This window comes from Saccharopolyspora rosea (genome assembly GCF_025643595.1).
Lineage (GTDB): Bacteria > Actinomycetota > Actinomycetes > Mycobacteriales > Pseudonocardiaceae > Saccharopolyspora > Saccharopolyspora rosea.
Genome location: NZ_CP102826.1, coordinates 1086315 through 1108830 on the forward strand (window position 1 = coordinate 1086315; position 22516 = coordinate 1108830).

General features: G+C 72.0%; 22 protein-coding genes. 10 read left to right on the plus strand and 12 right to left on the minus strand.

The genetic code is table 11. The features are described 5' to 3' along the window. Positions 1 to 47: 47 nt before the first annotated feature. A complete protein-coding gene (locus tag NV263_RS05335; protein WP_263251433.1) occupies positions 48 to 1025 on the minus strand; it encodes a mechanosensitive ion channel family protein in 978 nt (325 codons plus the stop codon). A 118-nt stretch (positions 1026 to 1143) separates the two neighbouring features. After that, positions 1144 to 3258 carry a prolyl oligopeptidase family serine peptidase gene (locus NV263_RS05340; RefSeq protein ID WP_263251434.1) on the minus strand — a complete coding sequence of 705 codons (2115 nt, stop codon included), beginning with the start codon at positions 3256 to 3258 and terminating at the stop codon, positions 1144 to 1146. 230 nt (positions 3259 to 3488) lie between these two features. Here NV263_RS05340 and NV263_RS05345 point away from each other — a divergent pair, with 230 nt between their 5' ends. After that, on the plus strand, positions 3489 to 4124 hold the full coding sequence (locus NV263_RS05345) for an HNH endonuclease (RefSeq protein ID WP_263251435.1): 636 nt from the start codon (positions 3489 to 3491) through the stop codon (positions 4122 to 4124). Between the two features lie 56 nt (positions 4125 to 4180). On the opposite strand, the gene NV263_RS05350 is transcribed toward NV263_RS05345, so the two are convergent. Then, positions 4181 to 4687, minus strand: a complete 507-nt coding sequence (locus NV263_RS05350) for a hypothetical protein (RefSeq protein WP_263251436.1) — start codon at positions 4685 to 4687, stop codon at positions 4181 to 4183. 423 nt (positions 4688 to 5110) lie between these two features. Here NV263_RS05350 and ctaJ point away from each other — a divergent pair, with 423 nt between their 5' ends. The 4 genes from ctaJ (at position 5111) to NV263_RS05370 (ending at position 7166) form a co-directional block, all read left to right on the plus strand. Continuing rightward, positions 5111 to 5368 carry an aa3-type cytochrome oxidase subunit CtaJ gene (gene ctaJ / locus NV263_RS05355; protein ID WP_263251437.1) on the plus strand — a complete coding sequence of 86 codons (258 nt, stop codon included), beginning with the start codon at positions 5111 to 5113 and terminating at the stop codon, positions 5366 to 5368. Then, positions 5355 to 5858: a DUF5130 domain-containing protein gene (locus NV263_RS05360; RefSeq protein ID WP_263251438.1), complete on the plus strand. Its 504-nt coding sequence runs from the start codon at positions 5355 to 5357 to the stop codon at positions 5856 to 5858. Before ctaJ ends, NV263_RS05360 begins: the two co-directional genes overlap by 14 nt. A gap of 145 nt (positions 5859 to 6003) precedes the next feature. Next, the gene (locus NV263_RS05365) at positions 6004 to 6549 is read left to right on the plus strand and encodes a hypothetical protein (protein ID WP_263251439.1); all 546 of its coding nucleotides are present in this window, start codon (positions 6004 to 6006) and stop codon (positions 6547 to 6549) included. Beyond that, positions 6546 to 7166, plus strand: a complete 621-nt coding sequence (locus tag NV263_RS05370; RefSeq protein WP_263251440.1) for a hypothetical protein — start codon at positions 6546 to 6548, stop codon at positions 7164 to 7166. Before NV263_RS05365 ends, NV263_RS05370 begins: the two co-directional genes overlap by 4 nt. A gap of 1 nt (position 7167) precedes the next feature. Here the strand turns inward: NV263_RS05370 and NV263_RS05375 are convergent, their stop codons facing one another. Together NV263_RS05375 and pepN are read right to left on the minus strand one after the other, a co-directional pair. Then, complete coding sequence (locus NV263_RS05375) at positions 7168 to 7935, minus strand: response regulator (protein ID WP_263251441.1); 768 nt, start codon at positions 7933 to 7935, stop codon at positions 7168 to 7170. A 160-nt stretch (positions 7936 to 8095) separates the two neighbouring features. Continuing rightward, positions 8096 to 10672, minus strand: coding sequence for an aminopeptidase N (pepN, locus tag NV263_RS05380; RefSeq protein WP_263251442.1), 2577 nt, complete (start codon positions 10670 to 10672; stop codon positions 8096 to 8098). A gap of 216 nt (positions 10673 to 10888) precedes the next feature. Here pepN and NV263_RS05385 point away from each other — a divergent pair, with 216 nt between their 5' ends. The 3 genes from NV263_RS05385 (at position 10889) to NV263_RS05395 (ending at position 13690) form a co-directional block, all read left to right on the plus strand. Beyond that, positions 10889 to 11506, plus strand: coding sequence for a mycothiol-dependent nitroreductase Rv2466c family protein (locus tag NV263_RS05385; RefSeq protein WP_263251443.1), 618 nt, complete (start codon positions 10889 to 10891; stop codon positions 11504 to 11506). A 64-nt stretch (positions 11507 to 11570) separates the two neighbouring features. Further along, entirely contained in the window at positions 11571 to 12974 is a 1404-nt protein-coding gene (locus NV263_RS05390; RefSeq protein WP_263251444.1) for an aldehyde dehydrogenase family protein, read from the plus strand. A gap of 47 nt (positions 12975 to 13021) precedes the next feature. Beyond that, entirely contained in the window at positions 13022 to 13690 is a 669-nt protein-coding gene (locus NV263_RS05395; protein ID WP_263251445.1) for an endonuclease V, read from the plus strand. 20 nt (positions 13691 to 13710) lie between these two features. Here NV263_RS05395 and NV263_RS05400 read toward each other — a convergent pair whose 3' ends face one another. The 6 genes from NV263_RS05400 to NV263_RS05425 form a co-directional block, all read right to left on the minus strand. Next, positions 13711 to 14274, minus strand: a complete 564-nt coding sequence (locus NV263_RS05400) for a suppressor of fused domain protein (RefSeq protein WP_263251446.1) — start codon at positions 14272 to 14274, stop codon at positions 13711 to 13713. Positions 14275 to 14333: 59 nt separating this feature from the next. Next, positions 14334 to 18110, minus strand: a complete 3777-nt coding sequence (locus tag NV263_RS05405; RefSeq protein ID WP_263251447.1) for a WXG100-like domain-containing protein — start codon at positions 18108 to 18110, stop codon at positions 14334 to 14336. 14 nt (positions 18111 to 18124) lie between these two features. After that, the gene (locus tag NV263_RS05410) at positions 18125 to 18433 is read right to left on the minus strand and encodes a WXG100 family type VII secretion target (protein WP_263254066.1); all 309 of its coding nucleotides are present in this window, start codon (positions 18431 to 18433) and stop codon (positions 18125 to 18127) included. Next, positions 18384 to 18965, minus strand: coding sequence for a YbaB/EbfC family nucleoid-associated protein (locus NV263_RS05415; RefSeq protein ID WP_263251448.1), 582 nt, complete (start codon positions 18963 to 18965; stop codon positions 18384 to 18386). The genes NV263_RS05410 and NV263_RS05415 overlap by 50 nt, the downstream gene beginning before the upstream one ends. Before the next feature lie 151 nt (positions 18966 to 19116). Continuing rightward, positions 19117 to 19929: an MBL fold metallo-hydrolase gene (locus NV263_RS05420; protein WP_263251449.1), complete on the minus strand. Its 813-nt coding sequence runs from the start codon at positions 19927 to 19929 to the stop codon at positions 19117 to 19119. Next, positions 19926 to 20609, minus strand: a complete 684-nt coding sequence (locus NV263_RS05425) for a 2-phosphosulfolactate phosphatase (protein ID WP_263251450.1) — start codon at positions 20607 to 20609, stop codon at positions 19926 to 19928. The genes NV263_RS05420 and NV263_RS05425 overlap by 4 nt, the downstream gene beginning before the upstream one ends. A 58-nt stretch (positions 20610 to 20667) precedes the next feature. On the opposite strand from NV263_RS05425, the gene NV263_RS05430 reads away from it, so the two are divergent. Together NV263_RS05430 and NV263_RS05435 are read left to right on the plus strand one after the other, a co-directional pair. Then, positions 20668 to 21138 (plus strand): ribose-5-phosphate isomerase, encoded by a 471-nt coding sequence (locus NV263_RS05430; protein ID WP_263251451.1) that lies wholly within the window; start codon positions 20668 to 20670, stop codon positions 21136 to 21138. A gap of 4 nt (positions 21139 to 21142) precedes the next feature. Then, positions 21143 to 21490, plus strand: coding sequence for a hypothetical protein (locus NV263_RS05435; protein ID WP_263251452.1), 348 nt, complete (start codon positions 21143 to 21145; stop codon positions 21488 to 21490). Positions 21491 to 21659: 169 nt separating this feature from the next. Here the strand turns inward: NV263_RS05435 and NV263_RS05440 are convergent, their stop codons facing one another. Beyond that, the gene (locus NV263_RS05440) at positions 21660 to 22406 is read right to left on the minus strand and encodes an SGNH/GDSL hydrolase family protein (RefSeq protein WP_263251453.1); all 747 of its coding nucleotides are present in this window, start codon (positions 22404 to 22406) and stop codon (positions 21660 to 21662) included. Between the last annotated feature and the right edge of the window lie 110 nt (positions 22407 to 22516).

Sequence of the window (22516 nt, forward strand, 5' to 3'; positions counted from 1 at the left end):
GCAGTTTTCAAGATCCGTCCCGGAGCAGGTTCGGCGCGGGAAGCCCCTCAGGGCTGCGCGGGGCTGCTCGGCCAGCTCGGCCTGCCGTTCGGGTACGGCGGGGAGATGGCCTCGTCGTCGTAGGCGCGCTTGATCTCCGCGCGCAGGCGGCGCTGCACCGCCCACTGGCGGCCCGGGCGGACCTTGGTGGTCAGCCGCAGCGTGATGGTGTCCGCGGTGATCTGGTTGATGCCCAGCATCTCCGGCGGCTCCAGGACGTCGGTGGACAGCGGTTCCCGCCCGGCGGCCTCGGTGGCCACCTTCCCGGCGACCTCGATGGCCTTCTCGACGTCACTGGTGTGCGAGATGGGGAAGTCCACGACGGCCACGGCGAAGCCCTGGCTGGAGTTGCCGACGCGCAGGATCTCGCCGTTGCGCACGTACCAGACGGTGCCGTTGATGTCGCGCAGCGTGGTGACCCGCAGGCCGACGGACTCGACGGTGCCGCTGGCCTCGCCGAGGTCGACCACGTCACCGACCCCGTACTGGTCCTCGACCAGCATGAACATGCCGGACAGGAAGTCCCGCACGAGGTTCTGGGCGCCGAAGGCGACCGCCACACCGAGCACTCCGGCAGAGGCCAGCACCGGTGCGATCTGCACGTTGAGCACCTGCAGCACGTAGATCACGGCCAGCCCGAAGATGAGGAAGGAGGCCAGCGACTTCAGCACCGAGCCGATGGTGCGGGCGCGTTGCAGGCGGCGCTCCGAGAGCAGGTCGGAGGCCATTTCGCCACGACGTTCCTTCAACGGCCGCAACAGCTTCGGGGTGGTGCCGTTGCCGCGCGTCAGGCGGTTGATCGTGCGGTGCACGAGGTACCGCAGCAGGAACGCCGCGATGAAGATGAGCACGATGTAGAGGGGTTTGGCCACGAGCAGTTCCGAGTACTGCGCGAGCCACTGGTTGCCGGTCCAGCCGTAGACGAGCTGGCACCAGCTGCCGTCGTCGTTGACGCACGAGGGTTCGGTCAGCAGCGGCAGGGTCATGGGTCGGGGGTTCTCCGTGCTTTGGTTCGGGGGAAGGCGAAGCCGGGTGCCCGTGTTCCGGGGATCGTGAACGCCCCGCCGTCCACGAGTCCCGGGTGCACCCGGTATCGACCAGCGGTCAATCCAAGACGAGTCCCGTTGCCTCCGCAAGGAAAGCCAGCTGGTCTGTCGCCAAGCCCACGGTACGGGACACGGAGCGGGCGGCGTGTCCCACCTCGGTCTCCCTGCGCAGCAGCACCGGTCGCTTGGCCGGATCGGAGCTGGTGGCGTGCTGCAGCGCCGCGCACATCTTGCGGGCGTGGTTGGGATCCACCCGGGTGTCCGACTCGAACACGGTGAACAGCACCGACGGGTAGTCGGTCTGCTCGGCCACGTTGTGGTACGGCGAGTAGGACAGCAGCCAGCCGAGTTCCTCGGGATCGTCGGCGGTGCCGTACTCGTCGTTCCAGGTGCGCCCGAGCAGGAACCGCTCGTAGCGGACCATGTCCAGCAGCGGTGCGGAGCACACCACCGCCCGGTACAGCTCGGGGCGCTGCGTCAGCGCCGCGCCGACGAGCAGCCCGCCGTTGGAACCGCCGGTGATCGCCAGCTGGTCCGGGGTGGTCCAGCCCCGGTCGACCAGGTGTTGGGCGGCGGCGTGGAAGTCGTCGAAGGTGTTCTGCTTGTGCTCCCGCATCCCCGCGGTGTGCCACTGCTCGCCTTCCTCACCACCGCCCCGCAGCGACGGCAGCGCCCACACGCCGCCCGCTGCGACCCAGGCGAGCGCGCTGGGCGCGTAGCCGGGCTCGCGGGACAGCGAGAACCCGCCGTAGCCGGTCATCAGCAGCGGGCGCGCGCGGTCCGGTTCGCCAGTGGTGCTGAGCAGGAACATCCGCACCTCGGTGCCGTCCGCCGAGGTGTAGGTGACCTGCTGGGTGTGCACGTCGGGGACGTCGACGGTCCCGGGGGCGCGCTGCTCCAGGCGGGTGCGCCCGTCGGTGCGGGAGTGGACGTGCACGCACGGCGGGGTGGCGAAGTCGGTCCAGCCGATCCACAGCCGGTCCCGGTCGTGGTCGGTGTGCACGTCGACGGTGGTCAGCGAGGTGACCTGGCCGGTCCCGGGCAGCGGCACGGTGCCGAGGAGTTCGCCGGTGTTCGCGTCGTGCCGGGTCAGCTCGGACACGGCGTGCCGGGTGCGCAGCGCGACGAGCTCGACGGCGCCGTCCCCGGAGTCCAGCAGCTGCACGCCCTCCAGCACCGAGTCGGGCTCCTCGCCGAGCAGCTCGGTCCACCGCTCCGGCCGCTCGGGGTCGGCGACGCACAGCCGCCACCGGGGCGCGTCCAGGGTGGTCAGCAGGTAGAGCCGACCGTCGCGCTCGACCTCCGCGCCGACCCGGTAGCCGTCGTCGGTGTCCACGATCCGCCGCAGCTCGGGCACCTCGCCGCTCGCGGCGAGATCGGCGATCCACAGGGAGTCGCGCCGCGCCGTCCCCGGGCTCCCGGTGACGACCAGCCACCGGCCGTCGTGGGACACCGTCGGGCGGTAGTAGAAGGTGCGGTCCAGGCCCTCGCCGAGCACCAGCACGTCCTCGGCGTCCGGATCGGTGCCGACGCGGTGCCGCCACACCCGGCGGTGGAACAGCTCCTCGCCGTCCGGCACCTCCTCCGCGGGCAGTCGCCGCACGTAGAAGTACTCCTGGCCACCCGGCAGCCAGGCGATCGGCGAGTAGCGGCAGCGCGAGATGGGTCCCTCGACGCGGTCCCCGGTGCCCACGTCGAGCACGTACAGCCGCGACTCCTCGTCGCCGCCGACGGAGAGCTGGTAGGCCAGCCGGTCGCCCTCCGGGCTCGGGGTCCAGCTGTCCAGCGTGGTCAGCCCGGACGGGTCGAGTTCGGTGACGTCCAGCAGCACCCGCTCGGTCCCGTCCGGCTCGCGCACGAACAGCACCGGGAACTCCTTGCCCGGGTCGCGGCGCGTGAAGAACGCGCGACCCGCCCGCCACACCGGCACCGACACCGAGCCGGCGGCCAGCAGCGACCGCATGCGCTCGGCGAACGCCTCGCGGCCGGGCAGCGCGTCGAGCCAGGCGCGGGCGAGTTCGTCCTGGGCGGCCGACCACGCCTCGGTGCGCGGGTCGGACGGATCCTCCAACCACCGGTAGGGGTCGGGCACCCGGTGCCCGTGGAGTTCGTCGACGACGTCCGCGCGCTCAGCGCGCGGATAGCTGGGCTGCGCTGCGTGCAGATCGGTCACATCAGCCGACGATACGTGCACCCGTTGCCACCGGGACCGCGGTCGCGATGAGTGGTCGCCGGAACGAGTGGGATTCACCCGGAATGATCAACTTCGCCGCCGGCTCGCGGCGCCGACAATGGGACGGGACGTGCGAGGTGCGCGTCCCGGCGCGTGCGTGGCGAATCACACGTGCGTTCGGACGGGGTTGTGTGGTCGACTTGTGCCCGAAAACCGGTGGAGGTGGTCGCGTGCCCGACCGACAACCGACCCGACAACCGGCGCTGCGGGGTACCGCCCAGGGGTCAGCGTCGCGGACCCCGCCGTGCCCGTGGACCGGTGCCGATCGGCCACCCGGGCACCCGCCGTCCTGGCGAAAACGCCGGGTCCTGCTGCTCAACACCACCTTCGAACCGCTCACCGCGGTCCCGCTCCGCCGCGCGATCGTCCTCGTCGTCTGCGGCAAGGCGGAGGTCGTGCACGGCGACTCGGCGGGGATGGTGCTGCACTCGGCGAGCGCGAGCCTGCAGGTGCCGTCCGTGATCCGGCTGAGCAACTTCGTGCGCGTGCCCTACCGGGGACGGGTTCCGCTGACCCGCGCCGCGCTGATGCTGCGCGACAACCACCGCTGCGTCTACTGCGGCGCCCGGGCCGAAACGATAGATCATGTCGTTCCGCGCAGTCGCGGCGGGCCGCACTCGTGGGAGAACTGCGTCGCCTGCTGCACCAAGTGCAACCACCGCAAGGCGGACCGGACGCTGAGCGAGCTGGGCTGGCGCCTCCCGGTCGCGCCGCGCGCGCCGCGCGGCAGGCACTGGCGGTTGCTCGCCGGACTCTCCGACGCCGACCCGCTCTGGTTGCCGTACCTCGGTGAACCGGCGGCCTGACCGCGCGGACCACCGGTCGGGACCGGTGCGGCGTCCGCTGCCCCGCGCCGTCGGCGTCACGAGCTGATCCGCACGCCGCGCTCCCGACCGCTGATCCGGACACCGCGCCGGGCGCTGCTGATCCGGACACCGCCGCTGATGCGCACACCCCGGCGCTGGCTGATCCGCACGCCCCGGTGCTCGCCGCTGATGCGCACGCCCCGGTTCTGCCCGCTGATCCGGACTCCGCGCTCGACTCCGCTGATGCGCACGCCCCGCTCGACACCGCTGATCCGGACGCCGCGCTCAACGCCACTGATCCGGACACCCCGGTCCTGGCCGCTGATCCGGACGCCGCGGCTGATCCGAACACCGTTGCTGATCCGAACACCATTGCTGATGCGCACGCCCCGGCTCTCCCCGCTGATGCGCACCCCGCGGTGGGCCACCGCGTGCCGACCGCTGATCCGGACGCCCCGTTCCTGACCGCTGATGCGCACGCCGCGGTGCTCGCCGCTGATGCGGACCCCGCGCTCGATGCCGCTGATGCGCACACCGTGTTCGGCCAGTGGCAGGTCGCTCATCGGACGGGTGACAGCGTTGCTCTGAGTGGCGGTTCCGAAGATCGACATCATGTGCCTCCCGCAGTCAAAACACGCGTTGAACGCGTTTGATCAAATATTCAAGACCTATACGGGTGAAACTATGATCGGAAAACCCCAGGAACAAGCCGCCAACTCGCCGCGCATTGCAATCTTCTGGTTGGACTCCATTCGGTCTCGATCATTACTCTGATCGAGTTACTTTAGGTGATGTACAACACGCTTGACTAGTAACGGACCGTAGTTCTGCGACTGCCGGATTTGCCGGTTCAGCAGCGAAAACAAGATCAGCGGCGCCGCATACGTCCGGTTGTCCGGGCGGCGCTCGGTCCCGCCGGGCCGGGCGGTCGGGAACCGTCCCAGGTCGCGGCGCACAGCGGCGAACTCATCGGCTACCGTACGGGCGTGACTGTCGTGGAGACTGTGCTCGTGCTGGCGGTGATCCCTGCGGCCATCTACTTCCTGATCGTGCTCATCGCGCTGTGGCCCAGGTTCTCCCGCCCCCGCTACCGCGCCGGACAGGATTGGGACTTCGCGCCGGTGCTCTGGGTGAGCGACCCGGAGAGCGTGAACACCGCCGTGCCGGCAGACCTGGAATCCGAGGCTGCGGCGCAGCAGGCCCAGCCCAGCACCGCTCGGGGAGGCGCTCGTGGCAACTGGTGAGGTCGCAGGAAGGTCCGCCACGGACGAGCAGCTGGCCGCCGGCGAAGCGATGATGCCGACCGGTCGGCTCTCGATCGCTCGGCGCGTCGAGCCGGAGCGGCCCCGCCTGCCGTTCAGCCCGAGCCAGCTGGCCCGCATCGACGAGGCGCTGAACCTCGCGAGCCGCAGCACCGGTCTGGAGTTCGCGATCTACCTGGGCGAACTCGGCGAGGACAGCCGCAAGCAGGCCGAGGAACTGCACGCCAACCTCGGGCCGCGCGTCTCGGAGGGCGTGCTGCTCGCGGTGGCTCCCGGACAGCGCAAGTTCGAGATCGTCACCGGCGAGGAAGCGCACCGCCGCATCCAGGACCGCAGCTGCCAGCTCGCGGCGATGAGCATGGCCGCGTCCTTCAAGGAAGGCGACCTCGTCGAGGGGCTGATCAGCGGTCTGCGCATGCTCTCCGACGCGGCGGGCGCCCGCCGCACCCAGTCGCACGTCGCCCACCACTGACCGGTCGGCGACACTCCCCGGGCTCCGGCACCACCCGTGCCGGGGCCCGTGTTGTTCCGCGGGAGGGCGCCCGATCGGTCCGTCCCGTCCCGTTCCCGGCGGGTCCGCGCGTCCTCCCGACCGCGATGACGGAAGGCGACCGACATTGACGACCTACCAACCGGCAGCGGCGAGCGGTCCGCGGATCGCGGTGCTGCCCGCCGGGCAGGGACGCAACCTCCGCACGATGCTCGGGCTCTCGGCTGCGGCGGTCCTGTTCCTGGCGGTCGCGTCCGTCGGCATCTGCCTGGGCGTCGGGGTGCCTGTCCTGCTCCAGGGCGGTGTCGCCGTGGTTCCGCTGGTGGTCGCCGGAGCGGTCTCGGCGCCGGCGCTCGCCGGGACGGGCGTGCTGACGATCGGTGCCCGCGCCCGCATCGTGCGCGACACGATCATCGAAACCCCCGACGTGGTGCGGAAATCTCGGATCGCCGGGTGGTTGCTCGGGACGGTTCTCGGCGCCGTCGGCCTGGTGGTGGTCGTCGCGGCGGTGCTGTACGGCGTGCTGCACGTCCGGTTCGCGGAGATGTGGGGAGGTGCCGGGCTGCTCGCGCTCGTGCCGATCACGATCACGCTGCACACGACGTACGGCCGCCTGCACCGGCTGGCGCAGTTCGTCCGCTCCGCCGAGGCCGCGGGGACGGGTGGACCATGACGCAGCACCAGTGCGCGACGGTCCGGGCGCGCCCGCACGAACGGCCCCGGCGGCAGCTGCCGCGGAAGCTGCTGGTGTGGGGCTGCGCGCTGTTCTCGGTCTGCGCGGTGCTCGCCCTCGGCGGGCGGTTCCTCCCGTACTTCCTGGCGTCCCGGGGGTACGTGGCGCCGCCGGACCCGTGCCGCGCCGTCAGCGGCGAGATCGTCCGGCAGGCGTTCGACGGCGGCGACGTGCGCGGCACGCCCCACGCGCACGGCACCACCGAGCGGGAGTGCCGGTGGAGCGCGGCCGACCCCGACCCCGCGCACGGCGGTTGGCTGACCGCCGCCGCGGAGGTCAGCCTCGGCGACCGCGAGCTGCCCGATGTGGACAACGCGGAGCGGTCGGTCCGGGCGGGGGAGCGTGCTCCCGGCGCGATCACGACCGCCGTGCTGGGGCGGGACGCGGTGATCTCCCGCTCGGGGAACGAGGTCCGCCTCGTCACCGCGCAGGCGAACCTGGTCGTCCAGGTCGATTTCGACGACACCGACGACGACCCGCTGTCGGACGAGGAAGTCCGGACCGCGCTCCGGCTCGTCGCCGAGGAGGTCCTGGAGGCGGCCGGGCAGCCCCGCTGAGTCACAGCAGGCCGAAGTTCTGGAAGTGCTTGAACATCTCGTAGGCCGACGAGGTGGTGGCCACGGCCCCGGCCAGCTTGGCCTGTTCGGCGTACTGCTGCTGGGTGCGGTGCCCGCTGAAGACGATGACCGGGGTGTCCACGCCCAGGTCGCGGAGTTCCCGCAGCAGCGCCACACCCGCGTCGGCTCGCCAGCGCCCGTCCTCCTTGCGGGACATGTCCTCGACGATCAGCCGGTACGGGCGTTCGGAGATCTCCGCCAGCGCCTCGGCGGTCGACGACACCATCGTCACGCGCACGCCGTTGTCCCGGAGCTGCTCGGACAGCAGGGCGTGCGACTCGGGCCGTTCCGAGACCCACAGGACCGCGAAGGGTTCCGGGCCGGTCGGCGCCTTGACCGGTGGCAGTTCGACCTCGCCGTCCCCGTCCTCGCCCAGGTCCGGACGGGCCGAGGGGCGTGGTGACGGCACGGGCAGCGGGGGTGCGTCCGAGGGGTGGGCGGCGCCGTCGGACGGCACCGGCAGGACCTGGTCGCGCTGCTCCAGCTGTTTGCTCAGCGTGCTCAGCTGGCGTTGCAGGTCCTGGATCATCTCGTTCTGCTGGTCGTTGATCTCGTGCATGGTCAGCTTCTGGCCACCGACCTCGAATTCCAGCTCGCGCCGCTCCGCGGTCTTGAGGATGCGGCTGATGGCGCGGCGGAACACGAACACGGCGGTCAGCGCGATCAGCGGCCACAGCAACTGGGCGATCGCAGTGATCAACTCGGGCATCGGCGCTCCCACCGCTGGACGAGCCAGGGGCACCCGGCGGACCACCGGGTGCCCCTGGGACGGGACGGTCCGGGAGCAGACTACTCGCCGTGCCCGACACGACACGAGACGTGATGTGCCGGGCTCCGGGGCGTGTCTTCGAACCCGTTTCGGCCGACCGTCAGGAGCGGTCGAACTCGCGGGCCGCCAGCGCGCGCACGATGCCCGCGCGGCCCTCCGAGACCAGTCGGCGCAGCGCGGGGGCGTGTTCGCCCGCCAGCCACGCGTCCGCGGCAGCGACCGTGTCGTGCGAGACGGCCCACGACGGGAACAGACCGATCACCGTCGGCTGGGCCCGCTCGCTGGAACGCCGCTGCCACACCTCGTCGATCTCGGCGAAGTAGCGCGACACGTACGGCACGAGCAGCTCGCGCTGCGCCGGGTGCTGGAAACCGGCGATGATCGCGTCGCTGACCGCGTTCGGCAGCTCGTCGTCGTGCACCGCGCGCTGCCAGGCGTCCGCCTTGCGCTCGGCGGTCGGCAGCAGCGCCCGGGCCCGTTCGGCGCGGCGGCGGCCGGTCGCGGTCTGGTCCCGGGCCAGCTCGGCGTCGATCTCCGCCTCCTCGGCCGCACCGTGCGCGACCAGCGCCTGCAGCAGCTGCCAGCGCAGGTCGGTGTCCACGGTCAGGCCCTCCAGCGGCGCGGAACCGTCCAGCCACCCGCGCAGCGCGCGCACGTGCTCCTCGCCGAGCACCGCACCGGCCAGCGAGTTGACGAACGCCAGCTGGTGGTCCGAACCCGGCTCGGCGGCGCGGGCCAGCTCCAGGATCCGGTCGGCGAACCGCTTCCAACCCTCCGCCTGCCACTCCGGGTCCACATAGGACGCCAGCGCGGTCTGGGTCTGCAGCAGCACCCGCTGCACCACGCCGATCTCGCTCTCCGCGCCGATGCCGCCCGCGGCGGAGGTGCCCAGCACCAGGCTGACGAAGTCGCGGGCCTTCAGCTCGGCCTCGCGGGTCATCTCCCACGCCGTCGACCAGCACAGCGCGCGCGGCAGCGACTCCTCCAGGTCGCCGATCCGGTCGATCAGCGTGGCCAGCGAATCCGGGTCGAAGCGCAGCGAGCAGTACGTCAGGTCGTCGTCGTTGACGAGGATCAGCTTGCCGCGGTGCAGGCCGACCAGGTCGGCGACCTCGGTGCGTTCCCCGGAGACGTCCAGTTCGACGCGGTGCTTGCGGACCAGCCGCCCGCCTTCGTCGTCGTAGACGCCGATCGCCAGCCGGTGCGTGCGCAGTTCACCGGCGCCCGGCCGGGCCGGGCTCTGCACCACGGAGAACGACGTGAACCGGCCCTCGTCGTCCAGCTCGAAGCGCGGCCGCAGCATGTTCAGCCCGGTGGTCTCCAGCCACTGCGCGCTCCACCACGACAGGTCCCGGCCGGACGCCTCCTCCAGGGCCACCAGCAGGTCGTTCAGCGTGGCGTTGCCCCAGGCGTGCCGGTCGAAGTAGATCCGCAGGCCGGACAGGAAGTTCTCCAGCCCCACGTAGGCGACCAGCTGCTTGAGCACCGAGGCGCCCTTGGCGTAGGTGATGCCGTCGAAGTTGACCTCCACGGCCTGCAGGTCGGGGATGTCCGCGGCGACCGGGTGCGTCGAGGGCAGCTGGTCCTGCCGGTACGCCCACGACTTCTCCACGCTGGCGAAGGTCGTCCACGCGTTCTCGTACTGCGTGTTGCCGGCCTGCGCCAGCACGCTGGCCCAGGTCGCGAACGACTCGTTGAGCCACAGGTCGTTCCACCAGCGCATGGTGACCAGGTCGCCGAACCACATGTGCGCCATCTCGTGCAGGACCGTCTCGCAGCGCCGCTCGTAGAGGTAGCCGGTGACCTTCGAGCGGAAGACGTAGTCCTCCAGGAACGTCACGCAGCCGGCGTTCTCCATCGCCCCGGCGTTGAACTCCGGCACGAAGCACTGGTCGTACTTGCCGAACGGGTACGGGACGCCGAAAGCCTTGTGGTAGAAGCTGAAACCCTGCTTGGTCTCGGTGAACAGCCGCTCCGCGTCCAGGTGCTCGGCCAGCGACGCCCGGCAGTAGATGCCCAGCGGGATCTCGCCCTGCCCGTCCTCGCCGGGGAAGACGTCCCGCCACTCCGCGTACGGACCGGCGACCAGCGCGACCAGGTAGGTCGACATCGGACGCGTGGTGGCGAAGACGTGCCGCTTGGTGCCCTCGGGGGTGGTGGACACCTCGGCCGCGGCGTTGGAGATGACCTTCCACTCCGGCGGGGCGGTCACCGTGATCTGGTAGGTGGCCTTGAGGTCCGGCTGGTCGAAGCAGGTGAACATCCGCTTCGCGTCCGCCGTCTCGAACTGGCTGTACAGGTAGACGCCGCCGTCGACCGGGTCGATGAAGCGGTGCAGCCCCTCGCCGGTGTTGGTGTACGTGCAGTCGGCGTGCACCACGAGCTCGTTGTCGGCCGCCAGGTCCGGCAGCCGGATGCCGGTCGACTCGTCGTAGTCGGACACGTCCAGCTCGACGCCGTTGAGCACGGCGCTGTGCACGCGGGCCGCGACCAGGTCGATCCAGGTCTGCGCGCCGACCTCGTTGCTGCGGAACCGCACTGCGGTGGTGGAACCGAAGTTCGCCACTTCCGGCCCACCCGCACCGTCGGACAGGTCCAGTTCCACCTCGTAGGACTGGACCTCCAACAACGCCGCACGCTGCTCGGCCTGTTCGCGGGTGAGGTTCGGCGGGGCCACGGATCACCTCGTTGCTCGTCGTATCGTTCGACCGGTGCCGCGGGCACCGGTTTCCTGGGCGCAGGCATCAAATCACGTCGGCGCGATCGGCCGCCGCTCGGCGGGTCCTGCGCCCCGGTGTGTCGGGGCGGGAAGAGAACCGCTCCGCAGCGGGTTGATACCCCATGGCAGGCGCCCGCGCGCGCCACCGCAACCCGACCACAGCCTGGAGGTTCGATGACTGCCCCTGCCCGCCCGCGCGTCGATTTCTACTTCGACCCCATCTGCCCGTTCGCGTGGGTGTCCTCGCGGTGGATTCTGGAAGTCGCCAAGGTCCGCGACATCGACCTGCACTTCCGCGTGATGAGCCTGGCCGTGCTCAACGCGGGCCGCGACCTGCCCGAGGAGTACCTGGAGTTGATGGAGAAGGCGTGGGGCCCGGTGCGGGTCGCGATCGCCGCCGCCAAGCACCACGGTGAGGACGTCCTGGAGCCGCTCTACACCGCGATGGGCACCCGGCTGCACGACCGCGACGACAAGGACTTCGAGCGGGTCATCGCCGACTCGCTGGCCGAGGTCGGGCTGCCCGCGTCGTTGGCCGAGGCCGCGACCAGCACCGAGTACGACGAACAGCTGCGCGCCAGCCACCACGCGGGCATGGACCCGGTGGGCGACGAGGTCGGCACCCCCACGATCCACGTCGACGGGGTCGCGTTCTTCGGCCCGGTGATCACCCGCGTCCCCAAGGGCGAGGAAGCGGGCGCGATGTTCGACGGGGCGCTGGCACTGGCCCGCTACCCGTACTTCTTCGAGCTCAAGCGCACCCGGACCGAGCCGCCGCAGTTCGACTACTGACGCGGGAGCCGGGACTGTGACAGGCTCGGTGAGACGTCAGTTCTGTCGCAGTCTGGAGGCATCCATGGGCCACGTCATCGGCGGTGCGCGGGTCGACGGTGCGGGGGAGCGCATCGACGTGCTCAACCCCGCCACCGAGGAGGTCATCGACTCGGTGCCGGCGGGGACCGGGGCCGACGTGGACGCGGCGGTGGCCGCGGCGCGCACGGCATTCGCGAGCTGGGCGGCCACGCCGGTGGACGAGCGGATCGCGGTGGTGCGGCGCATCTCGGAGGGCATCGCCAAGCGCCGGGACGAGATCGCCGCCACCGTGACCGCCGAGATGGGCTCGCCGATCAAGTTCGCCACCCAGGTGCACGCGAGCGTGCCGGTGGCCACCTCGGCGGGCATCGCGGACGTCCTGGACGACGGTTTCGCCTGGACCGAGGAGTGCGGGAACTCGCTGATCGTGCGCGAGCCGATCGGGGTCGTCGCCGCGATCACGCCGTGGAACTACCCGCTGCACCAGATCGTCGCCAAGGTCGTCCCGGCCCTGGCGGTCGGCTGCACCGTGGTGCTCAAGCCGAGCGAGATCGCGCCGCTGACGGCGTCGCTGTTCACCGAGATCGTCGCCGACGCCGGTGTTCCGGCCGGTGCGTTCAACCTGGTCCACGGCACCGGGCCGGTCGTCGGGGAGGCGCTGGCGGCGCACCCGGACGTGGACATGGTGTCGTTCACCGGCTCGACGCGCGCCGGGCGGCGGGTGTCCGAAGTGGCCGCGCGGACCGTCAAGCGGGTCGCGTTGGAACTCGGCGGCAAGTCGGCCAACGTCGTCCTCGACGACGCGGACCTGACCAAGGCGGTCAAGCTCGGCGTGGCCGGGTGCTTCCCGAACGGCGGGCAGAGCTGCAACGCGCTGAGCCGCATGCTGGTCCCCGAGTCCCGCTACGACGAGGCGGTCGAGCTGGCCGTCGCGGCGGCCGCGAAGTACACCGTCGGCGACCCCACCGACGAGTCCACCCGGATCGGCCCGATGGTGTCGGCCACCCAGCGCGACCGCGTCGTCGACTACATCCGCAAGGGCGTGGAGGAAGGCGCGACGCTCGCCGCCGGCGGTCCGGAACGGCCGGACGGGCTGGCGCGCGGGTACTACGTGCGCCCGACCGTCTTCGCCGGGGTGAGCCCGGAGATGACGATCGCGCGGGAGGAGATCTTCGGCCCGGTGCTGTCGATCCTGCCCTACCGCGACGAGGACGAGGCGGTGCGCATCGCCAACGACACCGAGTACGGCCTGGCCGGTGCGGTGTTCGGTTCCGACGAGCGCGCCCTGGCGGTGGCCCGCCGGCTGCGCGCCGGGCAGGTCGACGTCAACGGCGGCCGGTTCAACCCGAACGCGCCGTTCGGCGGTTACAAGCAGTCCGGCAACGGCCGGGAGTTCGGCCGCTTCGGCGTCGAGGAGTTCTGCGAGGTCAAGTCCATCCAGCGGTGACACCCGGCCGGTTCCGCCGCGGCGGAACCGGCTCTACGATCGGCGTCGTGGTCCGGATCCGCGAGCCGCACGAGTGGCCGTCCACCGTGGACGAAGCGCAGGCCGTGCAGGAACGGCTGCGGCCGTCGGTGCGCTTCGCGGAACCGCCGGAGGTGCGCAGCGCCGCCGGCCTCGACGTCGCGTACCGGGGATCGGACGAACTCGTCGCGGCGGTGGCGGTGCTCGACGTCGCATCGCTGTCCGTTGTGGACAGCGTCGTGGTCCGAGGTGTCGCGGAATTCCCCTACGTCCCGGGTCTTTTCGCGTTCCGCGAGGCGCCGCCGCTGCTGACCGCGTTGGAGCGGTTGTCCGTGGAGCCGGACGTGCTGGTCTGCGACGGGCAGGGCCTCGCGCACCCGCGCCGGTTCGGCCTGGCCTGCCACCTCGGCGTGCTGACCGACCTGCCCAGCATCGGCGTCGGCAAGACGGCCCTGGGCAGCTACGACCCGCCGGGGGAGCAGCGCGGCGAGTGGACACCGCTGCGCCTCGACGACGAGGTCGTCGGCCGCGCGCTGCGCACCCAACGCGGCGTGAAGCCGGTGTTCGTCTCCGTCGGCCACCGCTTCACCCTCGACACCGCCTGCGACCTCGTGCTGCGGTTGGCACCGCGCTACCGGCTGCCGGAGACGACGCGGGCTGCGGATCATCTCAGCAGAACAGCACCGACGCGGCCGTGACCGGCCCGGCGCGGCGGTTCCTAGACAGCGGAGCGGCGTCGGACGTCGAGGATGTTCGTCCGGTTGAGGTGGAAGACCTCGAAGAGCATGTCCGCTCCCTCGCTCTGGACGAAGTCGACCTCGGCCGCGGTGATCGGCACCAGGGACAGGATCTGCAGGGTGGGCGCCTCGCTGTTCGGGAACAGGTTGAAGGACTCGTCGAAGAGCGGACTGGTATGCGCGATCACCGCGGTGATGCCGGTTTCGGCGATGATCGGCTGCTCGTTGTCGAAGATCGACCCGTACTCCATGCCCTGGCGGTTCCGGATGATCAGCGTGGCGACGGAGTCGACGAGATAGTGCGCGACGTTCTTCTGGTCGGTCCGCAGCGAGCAGACGAGCTCTTCGGGGAGCATCGAGGTGACGGGTTGGAAGCGCAGCCCGTTGGTCACCACCGTGGTGATCGGCGGCTCCGCCGCCTGGTAGAAAGCCAGGTCGTAGCCGCGGTTTCCCTCCTCCGACCGCGCGGATTCCACTTCTTGGACGGGGCCGAGGCGCTGTTCGAAGTGATCGAGCAGTCCTGGGAACCCCTGGGTCTCCGGCACTGGTTCTCCCGTCGCTCTTTCCGGTGGTGGGGCGCGTTCTCGGGTGTTCGGCGAGCCTATCAGCGGCGCGGATCGCCCAGCTTGGGCGCGCCTTTGACGATCTGTCCCGGGTCCGCCGGTGCCAATGTGATCGGGGCCAGCGTCTGTCCCTGGAAACGCTTGCGGAACAGGTCCGGGTAGCGGCCGTATCCGGGCTCGGTCGATTCGTGCCCGTGCATTTCGTTCTCCTCCTTCAGTTCGAGGCGGTAGTGACCCGGGTGGTCGTACAGCTGCTCGAACTGCTCCCGCGTCATCGGGTGGTTGAGCCCGAAGTGCCGCTGCCGCCAGTACTCGTAGTCCAGGTCGTGGCCCATGTGCGCGACACCGGGCTGCGGCAGGGTGAACTTGTCGTGCGGCGGCGACGGGGGCGTTCCGCGCGGGTACCACTCCGGAGGCGTCGTCTCCACCCGGCGCCCGTCCACGAGTTCGTAGAACTGCGGTGTCCTCCCGTCGGCGCCCGTGACGACCGGGATGGGTTTGCCGGACACCGCGCACTTGTACGAGCCGTCCGGGTTCATTTCGGTGTTGCGGTAGACGTCGTACTTGGTCGACGCGGAGAAGGCCGGACGCTTGCCCTCGTAGACGTACTCCATGAAGGCGTTGTCGTCGCGGAGGTGTTCGGGCGTCTCCGGGGTCGGTTCCAACGTGCCTTCGCGCTCGACCCACGCCCCGTTGCCGTCGTTCGCGTTCTCGTCCCACCGCAGCGGAGGGCCGGATTCACCCTTGAGCAGTCGCGCTTGTTTGCCGCCGTCGTAGAGGTAGTACTTCTCCGGGAGCGCCTTCCGCCGCTTGTCGATCTCCTCCTCGGACAGCGGTGGCCCGTCGCCGCGGGGCGCCGCATCCTCCGGCCGCTCGCCCGGGGCTTCGCCGTGGTGGGGCGGGTGGAAGCCGTCGTCGCTGGCCGAGGTGTGGTGGCCCTCGGGGTGGTGGGTGTCCCAGCCGCCGTTCGGGGGCCAGCCGGGGCGGCCGTCGGGGCTCGCGCTGGAGGAGAAGACGCGGCCGTGGCCGTCCGTCCAGGCCAGGCCGCGGGGTGCGGTGACCGGGACGCCGAGTTCGCGGGCGAGGCTGCGGGCCAGGCCGCTGGTGCCCGCGTCGCAGGCGAGCAGGCGGATGGGCCGGCTGCCGTCCCACGCGGGGTCGCGGCGCAGCATGTCGGCGAACTCCTCCGGCGTGAAGGTGCGGTCGCCGATGCGGACACGGCCGTCCGGTGTCGCGTGGACGTCGACGGTGTGGTGCGCGCCGTCGCTCGGGACCCGGCTCGCGAGGTCCCGCAGGTTCGGGTCGGCGTGGTACGCGGACCCGCCCGGGGTGTGCTGCCGGGTGGCTTCGGCCTCCTCGATCTGGTGGTGGCGTTCCGGGGTTCCGGGCTCGGCGTCGCCGTGGTGCGGATCGCCCGCGTGGTGCGGGTCGTTCGGGTGCGGGGAGTCGGGCTGCCGGTCGTGCGCGCCGGTGCCGTCCGCGTGCGGTCGCTGCGAATCGCGGGGAGGGCCTTCGTGACCTGCGCGTTCGGGTCGGGTGCCGTGGTCGGTGGGGCGGGGTGGCTGCCCGCGGTCCGCGCCGGGGCGCGGGCCGTCCGGGTGACGTCCGCTCGGCGCCGACGCGCGGCGCGCCGGGTCCCCGGAGCCCGGTTCGGCCGGGCTGCGGCGCTGCTGGGGGACGTCCGCAGTGCCCGGGCGGGCCGGTGCGCCGGTCCGGCCGCGGGCGGCTGCGTCGGTGGGACGGTTGGTGCCGTTCCCGCTGTCCGGCCTGCTCGGGCCGCGTTCCGGCCGGTCCCGGGGGCCTGCTTCGCGCGCCGCGGCGCCCGGGCTGCCCGGGGTGCCGGTCCAGCCGCCACCGGAACCGGGGCGGCTGCTGCCACTGCTCGCGGGCCGGGCGCCGCCTTCACCCGCACCGCCGTGCATGCCGCCCATGCCACCGCCGGTGGGTGCCTGGTCGGTCCGGGCGGGGTGCGCAGCGTGGGAGCTCCCCGGCGCGGCCGGTGGCGCCGCCGTCGCGGCCGGGGCCGCGTTCGACGCCGCGGAGGTGCTGGCCGGACCCTCCGGAGCGCGGTCGGGGTGCGAGGCGCCCGAGGTCACGCCTCCGCCGGACGGCTCGTGCGCTCCGGCACCGGGAACGTGACCGGTGGATGCGCCGTGGCTCGCGGAACCGGCCGGGGGAGCGTGGTCCGCCGATCCGCCGGACGCCGCGTGGTTCGCCGTTCCGGACGACGGGTGCGACGCGCCGGAGGGCGCGCTGTCCGAGCCGGAACGGCTCGGTCCCGCGTCGCCGGAGGAGTGCGGCGTCGCGCCGGAGGAACCGCCTCCGTCGTGGCTCGCGGCGCCCGCACTGTCCACATGGGACGTTTCGGGAGCGGCGCGGTGCGCACCGGATGCCGAGCCACCGGACGAACCGGGGTCGCCGGAGGAGTGCCCGCCGGCTCCGTCGGACGTGCTGCTGTGCGCCGCCGCGCTCGAATGCTGCGGTGTCGCCGAGGAACCGCTGTCCGAACCGTGCGAGGAACCGGGACCGCTGTCGGCTCCGCTGCTGTGCGAGGTTGAACCGCCGGTGTGGGAACTGGTGCCGCTCACGCCAGGGTCGCCGCTGGATCCGCTGCTGTGCGAGGTGGCTCCGCTGCCGGATCCGCCACCGCTCGCGCCGGATCCGCTGTCGGATCCTGCGCTGTGCGAACGCGCGCCGTCGGAACCCCCGGAGTGCGTTTCGCCGCCACCGGATCCGCCGCCACCGGAACGCGAATCCCCGCCTTCGGATCCACCGGAGCGCGAACCGCCATCCGAGCCGCCACCGTGCGCACCACCACCGAATTCCCCGGAGTGCGAACTCCCCGGGACGTCCGGGACGTCGACGCCGTGGCCACCGCCGCCGTGCTTGGCTTCGCCGCCGGCACCCATCCCGGCTCCGGTGACGCCGCCGGACAGGGCGCCCTTGCCGACGTCCGCCCAGTTGATCTTCCCCTCCATGACCAACTGCTGCCCGGCCGTGCTGATGGCGCCCTCGGCAGCGCCCTGGGCGCCTTCCTTGAGCGCCGCCTTGCCGAGCGCCTTCGCGGTGTCCTTGGCGCCGCTCTCCGCCGCGTGGCTGGCGGCGTCCCCGGCCGCTTCGCCCACCGCGTGACCGGCTCCGCGGCCGACCGACTTGCCGACGCCCTCGAAGGTCCCGCCGACCACGCCGCCGATGGCACCGCTGATCGCGGCTTCGGTGAACTTCCCGCCGTCGAAGCCGGAGCGGTGCCCCTCGGCGATCTGCACGCCCTGGACGCCGAACTCGATCGCCACCGACACGATCAGTTCGCGGGCCACGCTCTTGGCGATGCTGAGCACCAGCTGCCGGAAGACCGCCGTCACCACGGCCCGGGTGCCCGCCTGCGCGGCGACGATGCCCGCGCTGGAGCCACCGAGGGTGAAAGGTTCGGCCGCGAGCATGGCGACGATCTCGGCGAGCAGCGCGATCAGCGACGCGATGATGGTGAGTTTGGTGTGTTCGATCTCCAGCGCGGTGTCGTCACAGCTCTTGGCGAGCTTCTCGCACGCCTCCGCGAGCTGTTTCAGCGCGGCCTCGTCGCCGTCGCCGCCGATGCCGTCCCAGAACTTCGCGAAGGCGTCGTGGGTCTTGCCCTCCATCGCGGACGTGGCCTGCTGGGCGCCGTTGTTGGCGGCGGCCTTGACGCCCTCGATCCCCTCGGCCGCCTTCCGCCACGCCTCGGCCATGCGGCGCAGGGCGTCCTCGTCGCCCTCCGGCCAGGATTCACCGACGACGATCGGGAAGAGCCATGTGACCTCGTCGGGCATCTCGATGGACACAGCTTCCCCCAGCGTCAGGATCTGCCGACGTTGCCGATGTCGTGCGCGGACTTGGCGTCGCCGCCCTCGGTGTCGTCGGCGGTGGCCTTGAGATTGCGGTCGACGCCGCTGAGGCCCTCGACGAGCTTGTGCAGGCCGTCCAGGACGCTGTCGCGCCCCTTGGTGTAGTCCTGGGCGAACTTCTTGCCCGCGTCGTCACCGCCCCAGCACTCGCCTTCGGCGTCCAGGGCGGATTTCAGCGTCGTGAGGACGTGGTCGAGGTCGTCGCCCGCGTCACCGATCTTCCTGCCACCCGAGCGGATTTCCTCGGGCCGCATGTTCATGCCGGTCACCGGTGGCCTCCTTCGAGCCATTCGCCGTCGAACTCGTCGAACGCGTCGGTTTCCGCGCTGCGCGGTGCGGCCGGTTTCCCGCGCGACGGGCGCGTTCGGCTGCCGGATCCGGCGTCTGCACGAGCGAGCGGGTGGGCAGGAAGTCCGGCAGCTCCGGGATTCCGGGAACACCGGCGAAGCCGGGGGATTCGGTGAAGGACGCGAACTCGGCGCGCAGTTCCCGCTGCGCGGTGCCGGTCGCTTCCCGGATGACGCTGGTGATCTGCTCGGCCAGCCGTTCCGGGGTGGCGCGCTCGAACGCCTTCGGCCCCAGCGAGAGCTGCTGCACGATGCCGGTCGCGTCGACGCGGACCGTGATCACGCCGTCCTCCGAGGTCACCTCGTGCGTCTTCGCGGCGGCGGCGTCCTGCTTCTCCTGCAACTGCGCGGTGCGCTCGCGCAGGTCCGCCAGCATGTCGTCGATCTGGTTGCGGAGCGCGGCATTGCGTGCCGCCAGGTCTGAGCTCTCATCGCGTCCGGACACGTTCGCACTCCAACCGATCCGTGGTGTCTCCCGCGGTCGTACCGGGCCATCGCGCGGCCCGAACCGTTACGAGAATGACGTTCGCATTGGCTCGGTGGTGCCGGTGGGTGGGCAAGTTGGACGGAACGGATCAGCTGCTGCGCTGAACGGATCAGCGGTCACTGCGCCGTTCGGCCCAGCGACGACGCAACGCCACCGAAGTCGTCTCCCGCGGGTACGGGGAGATCCGGACGGCCTCCTCGACGCCGAGCGAGCCCTCCGCGTGCCGTCGGCACACGTCGGCCAGCCGCGCGAGTTCCGCCCGTTGGCGGTGCACGAAGTCCCGGTCCACCGGGTCTCCGTGGCCGGGGACGACGACCTCGGGGCGCAGCGCGAGGATTCCGTCCACTGCGGACGGCCAGCAGGCCGGGTGGGCGTCCTCGAAGTCCGGGGGCGCGCCCTGCTCCACCAGGTCGCCGGCGAAGACGACCGATGCGTCGGGAACCTCGGCGACGAGGTCGTGGTCGGTGTGCCCGGGGCCGGGGTGGTGCAGGCGGACCGTTCGGCCGCCCAGGTCGATCGCCGCGGTGCCGCGCACCAGGTGGTCGGGAGCGGAGGGCGCCGATGCCGCCAGCGCGTCGGCGGTCTCGGCGTCGCCCTCGGCGCGGTAGTGGCGGACCCACGCGGCCCGCTGCCGGTCCGCGGTGCGGGCGAGGTGCTCGGGGCAGCGTTCGTGCGCCCACACGGGCGCGGGCAGGAACGCCGAGGTCCCGAAGCAGTGGTCGAAGTGGCCGTGCGTGATCACGACCTGCCAGGGCAGCGCGGTCAGGCGTCGCACGGCGGTGGCCAGTTCGCGGCCCTGGCGGTGGTCCCCGCGCGTGTCGACGACCAGCGCGCGCTCCGCGCCGAGGACCAGGCCGACGGTCAGGTCGAGCTCGGCGTGCCGTCGGACGAAGACGCCCGAGGCGATCTCCGACCAGGTCACGACGCCTCCAGCACACCGTCGCGGAGGACCGGGGCGGTGTCGCTGGCGTTGACCTCCGCAGCGAGGGCGACGTCGTGCGCGAACCCCCACTCGGCGAGTTCCCGCCCCGAGCAGCTGTCCGCGAGCAGCGCGCCCACGCGCGGTCCGACGGCGCGGAAGGTCGCTTCGGCCACCTCGGCCTCCGGCGAACGCGACCCGGACAGCGCGGCGATGACCGCACCGGCGCCCAGCAGGTCCTCGATCGCGGGACGCAGCTCGTCGTCGCGCCGCTCACCAGCGGCGACGACCCCGATCGGCCCGCCGAGCCGCTGCGCGGCCCGGGCCACCGCCGCCGCGTTGCGAAGGCACCCGGCGAACACCTCCGCCCCGGTGCCGGCGGCTTCCGCGCACAGCGTGGCGCCGTTGGGGGAGGGCAGGCCGAGCAGGACGTCCGGGGTGAGGGTGCGCAGTGATGACGGGCTCAACGACCACTCGGTGCGGCTGCGCGGCCCGGCGAGCACCGCGCCCGGCGGCGCCGCGGCGTCCTTCCAGCGCATCGGCAGCACGCGAGCTCCGGTGCCGGTGGCCACGTCGACGGCCGTGCTGAACGACAGCACGTCGACCACGACCAGGACGGGGAACCCGCGCAGGGCGCGCAGCCCCGGCAGTCCCCACTCGGCGTGCACATCGGGGCTGGTCATGGGCACCAACCCTAACCGGGGTGCGCGGGGCGCATCCCCCGTTTGGCAGACTGCCCGCGTGCGCGTCTATCTAGGCTCCGACCACGCAGGCTTCGAACTCAAGAACCACCTCGTCGAGTGGCTGACCGAGCGCGGCTACGACGTCACCGACGTCGGCCCGGCGGAATACGACGCCCAGGACGACTACCCGCCGTTCTGCGTCGAGGCCGCCCGCCGCGTCGTCGCCGACGAGGGCAGCCTGGGGCTGGTCCTCGGCGGCTCCGGCAACGGCGAGCAGATCGCGGCGAACAAGGTGCCCGGCGCCCGCGCGGCGTTGGCCTGGAACGTCGAGACCGCCAAGCTGGCCCGGCAGCACAACAACGCCCTGCTCGCGGGCATCGGTGCGCGCATGCACACCGTCGAGGAGGCCGAGCGGATCGTCGACGCCTTCCTCACCACCGAGTTCGAGGGCGGCCGCCACCAGCGGCGGATCGACCTGCTGACCGACTACGAGAAGACCGGCAACCCGCCGGCCCTGCCCGGCAGCTGACCCGATGGCCCCGGCACGTCCGGCCGCGAACCCGCTGACCCTGCTGATCGCGTTCTGCGGCACCGCGGCCGGTGTGCTGGTGCTGTTCTCCGCGCAGAGCGCCCTCGCCCCGGTCCTCACCGGTGGTCCGGGCTCGGTGTGCTCGACGCCGGAGTGCGCGATCGGCGCGGGCGTGTGGCTCATCTTCGGCGGGTTCGCGGCGCTGTGCGCATCGGTGGTCGCCGGGGTGGTGCTGGCGCTGCGGAACCGCGGTGGCCCGCTGCGCGACGCGGTGCGGCGCGGACTGCTGGTGGTCCTGTGGTGCGTGCTCGCCTACCTGGTCGAGTCGATCGTGCTGTGGATCCTCGTCTGAGCCAAGCGCTGTCTCGTAATCCGGTGATCTTGGGCCCGCGGGTGAGCTTCGGCCGGTACGGCGGGGGCGTGCCCCCCGCATGGCCCCGGCCGAGAACGGCACCACCCCGGCCTCGCGGGACGAGCGGGGCCGAGGTGGTGCCGCGTCGCGGGCGCGCCCCGTGGGCTGGTCAGCAGCCCGTGAAGTGGTCGTCGGCGGACCAGCCGGTGTTGGCCCAGGTCGTCGGATTCGGCGGGGTGAAGCCGGGGAACAGGTCGGCCAGGCGGGCGAGGAGCCAGTGGGTGAAGCGGGCCGCGCCCTGCGGACAGGTGTGGATGCCGTCCGTGCTGCGGTCGGCCTTGCCGTCCCTGGTCCGCTGGTAGGTATCGCCCCACACCTCGGTGGCGTCGAGGAAGGTGGCCCGGCCCGATGAGCCCTCTGCGACCGCGCGGGCGACGTCGCCGGCTCGCTCCAGGTCGGCCATGTGCGGTCGGTAGAAGTCGTCGGGCTGGATCGGTGGCGAGGTGACGAAGACCAGTTTCGCGCCGATCCCGGTCACGGTGCTCAGCAGCTTCTCGTAGGCGGCCCGCTGCTCCTGCTCGCTGCCCCAGTCGTAGGTGGTCAGCTGGTAGACCACGACGCTGGGATGGGCGGCGGCGAGTTCATCGGGCAGCTTCGGCCAGTTCTCCTCGGAGAACGGCCCGACGACATTCCCGCCGCCGTCGGCGGCCAGCGACCGGAACTTGACGTCGCCGGCCTGGAACGCGGCGCCCAGCGGCACCGCCTCGCCCGCCGCGACGGAGTCGCCGAGCAACACCACTGTGGACAGTCCCTGGCTCGGATCGGCGGGTGCTCGGGTCGTGGCCTCGCCGGTGCAGGCGGCGGTCAGCAGGAGCAGCCCGGTCAGGCCAAGGGCGAAACGTCGCGTCGTACTCATGTCCGCGACGATGCCGACTGGGTGTCCCAGCCCCTCCGTGGCACTGTCGCGGTTGTGTCGCAGAAACCGCCCGCGACCGCCGATCCCGGCCGGTGCTGTCGATAATCGAC